We start from the raw sequence: 10,013 nt of genomic DNA on the forward strand, positions 1-10,013 counted from the left end.
CTAGAGCGAACTAATCAATTAAATCTCTTACCAGATAAGGATTTAGTCGATTTATGCCACCCTATCGAACCATACCAAGTAACGAAGAACCTAAATAGATTTCCTCTAGGTTGTTTTGACGGAGATGCCAGCAAAGGAATCTTTAAGAAATTACCCAAAATCCCTGAGTATAGATATTGACGGCGCTAGACTCCCAACGTATAGATAAACACTGTTTCTGGAAGTCCATGACTGTGAGCTACGAAAAAATCACCCCACCGACAACAGGCTCGACAATTACTTTTTCTGACGGAAAACCTCTAGTTCCCGACGATCCCATCATTCCCTTCATTCGTGGTGACGGTACGGGAGTCGATATCTGGCCCGCAACCGAAAAAGTTATCGATGCAGCGATCGCCACAGCCTACGGTGGTCAAAGGAAAATCCATTGGTTTAAAGTCTATGCTGGCGATGAAGCTTGCGAAATCTACGGGACCTATCAATATCTACCCCAAGATACATTGACAGCGATTAAAGAATATGGTATTGCCATCAAGGGTCCCTTGACCACTCCGATCGGTGGCGGCATTCGTTCCCTGAATGTGGCTTTGCGGCAAATTTTTGACCTCTATGCCTGTGTTCGTCCCTGTCGTTACTATGCGGGAACCCCTTCCCCCCATAAAACCCCGGAAAAGCTCGATGTCATCGTCTATCGGGAAAATACCGAGGATATTTATCTCGGCATCGAATGGAAACAAGGCACGGAAATCGCCGATAAACTGATTAATTATCTCAACACGGAACTAATTCCCGCCACTCCCGAACATGGTAAAAAACAAATTCCCCTCGATGCGGGTATCGGGATCAAACCGATTAGTAAGACAGGTTCCCAAAGATTAGTCCGCAGGGCGATCGAACGAGCGCTGACTTTACCCAAACCGAAAAATCAAGTCACTCTCGTCCACAAGGGTAACATTATGAAATATACCGAAGGGGCGTTTCGGGATTGGGGTTATGAATTAGCTAAAAGTGAATTCCGGGATGTGTGCGTTACTGAGATGGAGTCATGGATACTGAGCAATAAGGAGAAAAACCCTGATCTGAGCATCGAAGATAACGCCCGCATGGTGGAACCGGGTTATGATGCCCTTACAGACGAGAAAAAAGCCAAAATCTGCCAAGAAGTTACCAGTGTTCTCGATGCTATCTGGGAAACCCACGGCAATGGGCAGTGGCAAGATAAAATTATGGTCAACGATCGCATTGCCGATAGTATCTTCCAACAGATCCAAACCCGTCCCGATGAATACTCGATCCTCGCTACCATGAACCTGAATGGTGATTATCTCTCCGATGCGGCAGCAGCGATCGTCGGTGGTTTGGGTATGGGACCTGGGGCGAATATTGGCGATACTTGCGCTATTTTTGAGGCAACCCACGGCACAGCCCCTAAACACGCCGGTTTAGACCGAATTAACCCCGGTTCGGTGATTCTTTCTGGGGTAATGATGTTGGAATACATGGGATGGCAAGAAGCAGCCGATTTGATTAAAAAAGGCATCGCAGCGGCAATCGCTAATCGACAAGTTACCTACGATTTAGCGCGTCTGATGGAACCCCCCGTTAATCCTCCCCTGAAATGTTCCGAATTTGCCGACGCGATTATCTCCCATTTTGGCGATTAATTTTCTGGTTAGGGTAGCCTGAAAACTGCCCTATTTTTCGGAAAATCCCCAAAATAAACTCTGCCTCCGTTAATGCAGACGTTTTAAGCGTTCTTGGAGAATTTGGGCTTGTTTTTTGGACTCTGCTAAAGCTTGCTTCGTTTTTTGGATTAAAGCTTCTGGAGCTTTTTCGACAAAGCTAGGTTTATTCAGGCGATCGCTCAAACTATTGATTTCCCCTTCTACTTTAGCTAAATTTTTCGCTAATTTCCCTGCCAATACCGATATATCAACCAATCCGGACAGGGGGATGAGGATTTCTACCGTAGCGACAACACCGGCGATCGCTTGATTGACTTCCTCGGTTAGTTTGGCCGTCAAAATTAAGTTTTCGATCTTAGCCAAGTCTTTTAAGTACACTTGTCCGCGTTGCAGAATAGCTAATTCTTGGCTGTTTTCTGTCTGTAAAATTGCTGTGATCGTTGCCCCCGGTTTAATCCCCGCTTCGGCGCGCAAATTACGCAACACCCGAATACTTTCAATTAATAACTCAAAAGTATTTTCTAAATCTATATCGATCAGAGAACTATCAGCTATGGGATAGGTTTGTAAAGCCAAAACTTGCTGATTTTCTTGGGTTAAATTATGCCAAATTTCTTCGGTAATATGGGGCATAAAGGGATGTAATAATTTTAATGTCCCTGCCAAGATAAAAGCCAAAGTTTGGCGGGCAGTGGCACAGGAAACCGATTCTTTATCCTTCCATAAACGAGTTTTTACTAACTCGATATACCAATCACAGAAATCGCGCCAGATAAATTCGTATAGACCTTTTGCCGCTTCTCCCATGCCATAATTTTCTAGATAATCTCTAGTTTTTTGCACTGTTTGATGATAACGAGATAAAATCCAGAGATCGGCTAATTCTAAATTTTCTAAAGCTGGTTCTCCCAATTCTTCTGGGGTTTTTCCCTCCAGATTCATCATCACAAAACGGGAAGCATTCCAAATTTTATTGGCAAAATTTCGGGCAGCTTCTACGGATTCCGATTCATCGGTTTTACGGTTATATTGCAGACTGATATCCTGTCCTGCTCCTGCCACTTCCCGAATTAAGGTATATCGTAAAGCATCGGTTCCGTATTTATCAATTAAAATTAAAGGATCGATGCCGTTATTGGCAGATTTAGACATCTTTTTGCCATTTTCATCCCTAACTAAACCGTGAATATAGACATCTTTAAAGGGCATTTGTCCCGTAAAATAGCCCGCCATCATCGTCATTCTTGCCACCCAGAAAAAGATAATATCAAAACCGGTGACGAGGGTGGTGGTGGGATAATAGGTGTCTAGATCAAGGGTTTTTTCTGGCCAACCCATAGTCGAAAATGGCCACAATCCCGAGGAAAACCAAGTATCTAAAACATCGGGGTCTTGTTGAATAATTATATCCTCTCCATACTCTTGTTTAGCCTTGGCTAAAGCGGAGGTTTCATCCTCGGCAACGACGAAGGGAGTATGGTTAGTAATTTCGTTATTAGTTTCACTGATAATATACCAAGCGGGAATTTGATGACCCCACCACAGTTGTCGAGAAATACACCAATCTTTTAGCTTAACTAACCAATCGCGATAAACTTTTGTCCATCTTTCTGGCACAAAACGGGGCGAGTTTTCCTGATCTAAATAGGCTAAAGCTTTTGTGGCTAAAGGTTCAATTTTAACGAACCATTGGGTAGATAAAAGGGGTTCCACGGGAACTTTACCTCGATCGCTATAGGGGACGCTATGGCGATAGGCTTCAATCTTAACTAAAAAGCCGTCTTCATCGAGTTTTTTAACGACATTTTTGCGGGCAAAAAAACGATCTTGACCCGCGAATATTCCGGCATTTTCGTTTAAACTGCCGTCTAAATTCATGATATTAATAAAGGGTAAATTATGGCGTTTACCCATCTCAAAATCCTTAGGATCGTGGGCCGGCGTAACTTTAACGCAACCAGTACCGAATTCGGGATCGACTAATTCATCGGCAATAATGGGGATTTCTCGCCCCATTATCGGTAAAGTGACGGTTTTGCCGATTAAATGGCGATAACGGGGATCTTGCGGGTTGACAGCGACACCAGTATCACCGAGCATGGTTTCGGGCCTTGTGGTGGCTACTTGAAGATAACCGCTACCATCGCTGAGAGGATAGCGAAAATACCAGAGATTTCCCTCAATTTCCTTGTTTTCCACCTCTAAATCGGAAACGGCCGATCGGGATTCGGGACACCAGTTAACTAAGTATTGACCGCGATAGATTAATCCGTCCTCATAAAGTTTAATAAAAGCAGTACGAACAGCATGGGAAAGTCCCTCATCCATCGTGAAACGTTCCCGCGTCCAATCGACGGATACCCCCAAGCGTCGCAGTTGATTAACAATGGTACTACCAGACTCCTCTTTCCATTGCCAAGCGCGTTCGAGGAATTTTTCCCTTCCTAGTTGGTAACGGTCGGTTTTTTCGGCTTTTAATTGGCGATCGAGTATAGCTTGTACTGCAATACTAGCGTGATCCGTACCGGGCAGCCAGAGGGTATTTTTGCCGGTCATCCGCTTGTAGCGAACAAGTGTATCAATCAAAGCACTCTCGAAAGCGTGACCCATGTGGAGACTACCGGTAACATTGGGAGGAGGGATGACTATACAGTAGGTTTCGCCGCCTTTTTCGGGGTTTGCCTTAAATATTTCTTGATTTTCCCAATATTGCTGCCATTTCGTTTCTGTGATCTTGGGATCGTATTGCTTCGATAGTTCCGAGGTCATGATGGGGGGATTCTACAATTCTTAGTTCTTTGTCAATTGTCCCACATTTGGGAGAGATCAAATTCCTATTTAGTTGCTGGCTAAAAAATTTTCAATAGTCCTATTAAGATAGCTGTTATCTTTTGCTGGGGTAAATATGGCTAATGTCTCTCACCAGTATAATAATTGCTATAATCAATTGAGAGAGCGAATCAATAAATTATGACTATAGCAACAGATAAAATTACCTATAGCTTTGCCGAATATTTACAACTAGAGGAAACGGCAGCCTATAAAAATGAGTATCAAGATGGAGAAATCGTACCGATGACAGGAGGCACTACCGATCATAATAAAATTGCTCTCAATTTTGCCGCTTATTTAAAATTTGCCCTCAAAGGACAGAAATATAATATTTTTATCGGTGATGTGAAATTATGGATAGCGCAATATCGTCAGGCAACCTATCCCGATGTGATGCTAATTGAGGGTGAACCGATTTATTATGGAATATATTCTGATCAGTCAAAGTCGTCCCTATGTCATGCAGTATAACAAAACTGAAGAAAATAAATGGTTATTAACGGAATACGAGGGAGAAAATGCTAGTTTATCTTTAACTTCTATCAATTTTGGTCTCAGTTTTCAGGAAATTTATGAAGGGGTTACTTTTAATATAATCAATGATTAAACCAGTTGTTTCAACAAGCTTAAGTTAACCAAAAAATCAATAAATTATGACTGTAGCAACAAATAAAAGTACCTTTAGCTTTGCCGAATATTTAGAACTAGAGGAAACGGCAGCCTATAAAAATGAGTATCAAGATGGGGAAATCGTACCGATGACAGGAGGCACTACCGATCATAATAAAATTGCAGGTAATTTTTACTTTTATTTACGCCTAAAGTTACCACAGTCCAACTATAAAATATTTATCGGTGATGTGAAATTATGGATAGCGCAATATCGTCAGGCAACCTATCCCGATGTGATGCTAATTGAGGGTGAACCGATTTATTATGCTCTATTATCGTTCGCTGCCAGAATTTCAAGAATATATTCTGATCAGCCAAAGTCGTCCCTATGTCATGCAGTATAACAAAACTGAAGAAAATAAATGGTTATTAACGGAATACGAGGGAGAAAATGCCAGTTTATCTTTAACTTCTGTCAATTTTGCTCTCAGTTTTCAGGAAATTTATCAAGGAGTGATATTTAACGATTTGCTTTGAATTTTCGTTTTTTTGCCCGTATTATTGCCAAGGAATCGGGAAATCTATCTCTACAGACCCAATTTCGCAGCTAAAGCGATCGCTACTGGGAAAATGCGATGTTCTTGCACTTGAATGCGTTCGTGGAGACTGGCGGCGGTATCATCGGGGAGAATGGGAACCACTGCTTGCATTAAAATTGGGCCACTATCTACCTCTGCGCGAGCGATATGCACAGTACATCCGGTTACTTTTACCCCCGCAGCTAAAGCTTGTTCCACGGCACGCACACCTTTAAAACTGGGTAGTAAACTAGGATGGATATTGATCACGCGATCGGGAAAAGCATCTAGTAAAACCGGGGCGACAATTCGCATCCAGCCCGCCATAATTACCCATTTTACGCCGTATTCTTGGAAAGTTTTGACTATAGCTCGATCGAGTTCTTCTCTGGGTTTAAATTGACGATGATCGAGGAAAACTGCGGGGATATTGTAGTCATCGGCTCTTTCTTTTACCTTGGCATCGGGATTATTGTAGATGAGGACAGAAATCTCGGCATTTAGCTGTTTTTTGGCGATCGCTGCTGCCAAAACAGCAAAATTGGAACCACTACCAGAAGCCATCACTCCTAAAGAGAGGGTTTCCTCTAGGGGAATATCGGCCAAACTAAGATCGGGAGAAATTAAACTTGGGGAAATTGTCATCATATTTTATAACCGAGTTCGAGTGCATTGCAAAAGCTATTGAGGCGATTCAGCAAAGCATTATAGTAAGAATAAGCATCATCCCGTTCCTCTTGGAGATAAGCATACAAGGTTAGCTCTGGCTCTGAAGCTAGGTGATTTTTGGGGATATCGAAACCGACTTCCGTTAGGCGGGTCGATGCGATCGCAACTAGCAACGCCCCAATAGTATTGGACTCACCATTGTGAAGATCCCTCAGTCCGGGTAAGATGATCTCGGCTCCTGGCAACTCATTGAGATTCATGATTGCTCCTGCTGTGGTTTATCTTGAAAACGTGCCATGAAGTTCTCGACTCTGCTTCTCAGCACATCAGGGTTAAGGGAGGGGAATCGGATTAGTTCCGGTGCAATCGCTTCAAAGCATTCCCCTAGCTCATTCAAAGAGAATAATTTGTGTTCGTACATAGCTTCAATATCTTTCAAGTCACGGTCAAATCCTCTCGATAGTTTAGAAAGAGCTTGGGCTGTAAAATCATAGTGATAGAAAGAAATTTGACCTCGTTTGCCAATAAATACGCTTCGCTCGCGCCATCCCGGAATAGGGGGCAGAAAATCCTGCGGAGATGCCAGTTCAATGTTGATGTTCAATTCTTTTTTCAGCTTGGCGATCGCTGGAAAAATGCCCGGTGGTTCGGGATCTAGACGGATATCCACATCGACTGTGGAATTGCGCCATCCCACCAGTAAGGCACTCGCTCCACCTGTAAAGTAGATAGTGCCTGAACCCTGAGCTTCTTTACCTAAGATTTGCATTAGGCGTTCTAACTTCTGAGCGTCAACGTTTGCACGCATTTTTTGGCCGTGATTATCTGCCTCAAGTTACCAGTTTAGTTTAGTGCCTACTCAAAAGTAAATTCTACAACTGAATCGAAAAAATCCCCATCCCCCTATCTGCCCTATTCGCGTTGTTTCAATCCGGTTTCAATAGCGGCAATTACTGTATCGAGGACTTTAACACGGGCGAAATACTTATCATTTGCCGCCACAATCGTCCAGGGGGCGACGGGGGTGCTAGTGCGGGCTACCATGTGATTAACTGCCACATGGTAGAGGGGCTGTTTTTCTCGATTGCGCCAATCTTCATCGGTGAGTTTATGCTGACGATAGGGGTTATTTTGGCGTTCCTCGAAACGATTTAACTGTTCTTCCGGGCTAATATGTAACCAGAATTTGACTAAAACACAGCCAGAATGGGTTAATTGCGCCTCAAACTCGTTAATTTCTTGATAGGATCGTCGCCACTCCATATCTTTAGCGAATCCTTCCACTCTCTCCACTAAAACCCGTCCATACCAACTGCGATCGAATATACCGATAGTTTTGGCCGCGGGCAATTTCCGCCAGAAGCGCCAGAGATAATGATAGCGGTGTTCTTCCTCCGTCGGGGCAGCAAAGGGAATAACTTGGTAACTGCGAGGATCGAGGGTATCGGTTAAGCGTTTGATTGCACCACCTTTGCCAGCGGCATCCCAACCCTCAAACAGGACTAAAACGGGGATATTTGCCTGAAAAATCTTTAATTGCAGTTTTCTTAATTCTACCTGTGCCTCACGCAAACGGATTTTATAGTCTTCTTTCTCTAGTTTGGCACTTAAATCTACTCTCGCCAGATAATCGGGTTCCGTGGGCAGTAATCGGGCTTGGGGTGGTAGATTGGCAGGAGGTTCGATCGGTAATTGGCGCTGATCCAAAGCTTGAGCGATCGTACCGACTAATTGGGAGAGAACTTTTACCCGGGCCCAACGTTGACAGTTGCCCTCCACCAATGTCCAAGGGGCGGCCCCCGTGCTAGTGTAGGTAATCATTTCCTCGGCTAAACTGGCATACTCATCATAACGTTTGGCCTGTTGCCAATCTTCCGGACGCACGCGCCAAGATTCTAGCTCATTTTCGGCGTATTCTTTGATGCGTGACTTTAATTCCTTTTGACTGAGGTGAATCCAGAATTTAGCGATTGCGACCCCATCATCAAATAATTGTCGCTCAAAGGTGTTGATATCGCGCATGACCAGGGGAATCTGGGAGGAGGGCAATTTGTTCAAGAGTCGATCCTCTAGTAGATGAGTGTACCAACTGTGATAAAAAATGCCGATACTGCCTTTTGCTGGCAGTTTTTGCCAAAATCTCCACAAAAACGGGTAACTTTCCTCTTGGGAGGAAGGGGTTAAAATGGGATGGACGGTAAAACCGCGAGGATCCATATAGTTAACCATTTTTTTGACTAAAGTTCCCTTCCCTGCCGCTGCCCAACCTTCCAAAACCACCACCACGGGTAATTTACACTCCCAACAGGACTGCTGTAGCGATCGCAGTTGTTCCATTAAATCTTTAATTTGTGATTGATAAGTTTCTTTGTCAAGGGAAAGAGATAGATCGAGGGGACTTAACATGATGGTCAACTAAAAGGAAAATTAGGGTATAAAGTTATAGACAAGTCAATTTCAAATAGGTATGATCGCGTGTCTCAAGTTAAACCTACCATTCTCGTTACTGGCGGTGCGGGTTATATTGGTTCCCATGCGGTTCTAGCGCTCAAAAATGCCGGTTATTCCGTCATCGTACTCGATAATTTATCCTACGGTCACGCCGAAATCATTAAGGATATATTAAAAGTTGAGTTAATTGTCGGTGATACTAGGGATCGATCGCTGCTCGATAATTTATTCGCTAGTCGCAATATTGCCGCCGTCATGCACTTTGCCGCTTTTATTGCGGTGGGAGAATCGGTGCAGCAACCGGCTATTTACTATCAAAATAATGTTAGTGGTAGTCTGACTCTTTTGCAAGCGATGATCGCCGCCGATGTGAAGAAATTTGTTTTTTCTTCCACCTGTGCTATTTATGGAATGCCCAAGGAAATTCCCATGACGGAAAATCATGCCCATTATCCCCTCAGTCCCTACGCTGCCAGTAAGGAAATGGTGGAACAAATTCTTCGGGATTTTGAACCGGCCTACGGTTTAAAATCGGTGGCTTTCCGTTATTTTAATGCTTCAGGAGCCGACCCCAGTGGTTTATTAGGGGAAGATCACCAACCGGAAACCCATTTAATTCCCCTGGCTTTATTAACTGCCCTGAAAAAACGTGATTCCCTGTCAATTTTCGGCACGGATTATGATACTCCCGATGGCACTGCTGTTCGCGATTATATCCATGTTAATGATTTAGCCCAAGCTCACGTTTTAGGCTTAGAATATCTCTTAAATGGGGGCGAAAGTAATGTGTTTAATTTGGGCAATGGTAACGGTTTTTCTGTGCGCGAAGTGATTGAAACAGCGCGAGCGGTAACTGGTTTAGGTATTCCCGTAATCGAAAGTCCCAGAAGGGCAGGCGATGCCCCTATTTTAATCGGCAGTAGCGATAAAGCCAAACAGGTTCTCGGTTGGCATCCCCAATATGCCGATCTCAAGGTAATAGTTGAACACGCCTGGAATTGGCATCAAAAAAGACACGCTTAACAGCGATCGAGTGCTAAACTTTAATCTTATAAGATTGAACAGTTCTATCAGTCGATAACAGTAAAAAACTACTAAGTAGGGTCTGCTGAAAAAGTTTTTCGGTGGTGGTAGGAGTCAGGAGTCAGGAGTCAGTAGCCGGTCGTTTCAGGCTTTGTTGCCCTTG

At 43.7% G+C, this 10,013-nt stretch carries 7 protein-coding genes and 3 pseudogenes; 5 read left to right on the forward strand and 5 right to left on the reverse strand.

Annotated elements, in window-relative coordinates; genetic code table 11:
- Window positions 1-180 (forward strand): annotated as a pseudogene (locus BGL89_RS18690) (hypothetical protein); the annotation flags it as partial.
- A gap of 47 nt (window positions 181-227) precedes the next feature.
- Window positions 228-1,664, forward strand: a complete 1,437-nt coding sequence (locus BGL89_RS18695) for an NADP-dependent isocitrate dehydrogenase (protein WP_286827026.1) — start codon at window positions 228-230, stop codon at window positions 1,662-1,664.
- A 69-nt stretch (window positions 1,665-1,733) separates the two neighbouring features.
- Here BGL89_RS18695 and BGL89_RS18700 read toward each other — a convergent pair whose 3' ends face one another.
- On the reverse strand, window positions 1,734-4,454 hold the full coding sequence (locus BGL89_RS18700; protein ID WP_286827027.1) for a valine--tRNA ligase: 2,721 nt from the start codon (window positions 4,452-4,454) through the stop codon (window positions 1,734-1,736).
- Window positions 4,455-4,655: 201 nt separating this feature from the next.
- Here BGL89_RS18700 and BGL89_RS18705 point away from each other — a divergent pair.
- Both BGL89_RS18705 and BGL89_RS18710 read left to right on the forward strand, forming a co-directional pair.
- Window positions 4,656-5,124 (forward strand): annotated as a pseudogene (locus BGL89_RS18705) (Uma2 family endonuclease).
- A 46-nt stretch (window positions 5,125-5,170) separates the two neighbouring features.
- Window positions 5,171-5,666: pseudogene (locus BGL89_RS18710) on the forward strand (Uma2 family endonuclease).
- Window positions 5,667-5,716: 50 nt separating this feature from the next.
- Here the strand turns inward: BGL89_RS18710 and purN are convergent.
- The 4 genes from purN to pap form a co-directional block, all read right to left on the reverse strand.
- Window positions 5,717-6,355 carry a phosphoribosylglycinamide formyltransferase gene (gene purN, locus BGL89_RS18715; RefSeq protein ID WP_286827028.1) on the reverse strand — a complete coding sequence of 213 codons (639 nt, stop codon included), beginning with the start codon at window positions 6,353-6,355 and terminating at the stop codon, window positions 5,717-5,719.
- Window positions 6,352-6,636: a hypothetical protein gene (locus BGL89_RS18720; protein ID WP_193957035.1), complete on the reverse strand. Its 285-nt coding sequence runs from the start codon at window positions 6,634-6,636 to the stop codon at window positions 6,352-6,354. Before BGL89_RS18720 ends, purN begins: the two co-directional genes overlap by 4 nt.
- Window positions 6,633-7,184, reverse strand: a complete 552-nt coding sequence (locus tag BGL89_RS18725) for a DUF6036 family nucleotidyltransferase (protein WP_286827029.1) — start codon at window positions 7,182-7,184, stop codon at window positions 6,633-6,635. Before BGL89_RS18725 ends, BGL89_RS18720 begins: the two co-directional genes overlap by 4 nt.
- A 104-nt stretch (window positions 7,185-7,288) precedes the next feature.
- Window positions 7,289-8,782, reverse strand: coding sequence for a polyphosphate:AMP phosphotransferase (pap, locus tag BGL89_RS18730; protein ID WP_286827030.1), 1,494 nt, complete (start codon window positions 8,780-8,782; stop codon window positions 7,289-7,291).
- Between the two features lie 69 nt (window positions 8,783-8,851).
- On the opposite strand from pap, the gene galE reads away from it, so the two are divergent.
- Entirely contained in the window at window positions 8,852-9,850 is a 999-nt protein-coding gene (gene galE, locus BGL89_RS18735) for a UDP-glucose 4-epimerase GalE (RefSeq protein WP_286827031.1), read from the forward strand.
- Window positions 9,851-10,013 lie beyond the last annotated feature (163 nt).

It is taken from the genome of Microcystis sp. LSC13-02, from assembly GCA_002282935.1.
GTDB lineage: Bacteria > Cyanobacteriota > Cyanobacteriia > Cyanobacteriales > Microcystaceae > Microcystis.

Excerpts from the sequence above, each read along its gene's own strand:
- BGL89_RS18695 (WP_286827026.1), top strand. The coding sequence starts at position 228 with ATGACTGTGAGCTACGAAAAAATCACCCCACCGACAACAGGCTCGACA.
- BGL89_RS18700 (WP_286827027.1), bottom strand. The coding sequence starts at position 4,454 with ATGACCTCGGAACTATCGAAGCAATACGATCCCAAGATCACAGAAACG.
- purN (WP_286827028.1), bottom strand. The coding sequence starts at position 6,355 with ATGATGACAATTTCCCCAAGTTTAATTTCTCCCGATCTTAGTTTGGCC.
- BGL89_RS18720 (WP_193957035.1), bottom strand. The coding sequence starts at position 6,636 with ATGAATCTCAATGAGTTGCCAGGAGCCGAGATCATCTTACCCGGACTG.
- BGL89_RS18725 (WP_286827029.1), bottom strand. The coding sequence starts at position 7,184 with ATGCGTGCAAACGTTGACGCTCAGAAGTTAGAACGCCTAATGCAAATC.
- pap (WP_286827030.1), bottom strand. The coding sequence starts at position 8,782 with ATGTTAAGTCCCCTCGATCTATCTCTTTCCCTTGACAAAGAAACTTAT.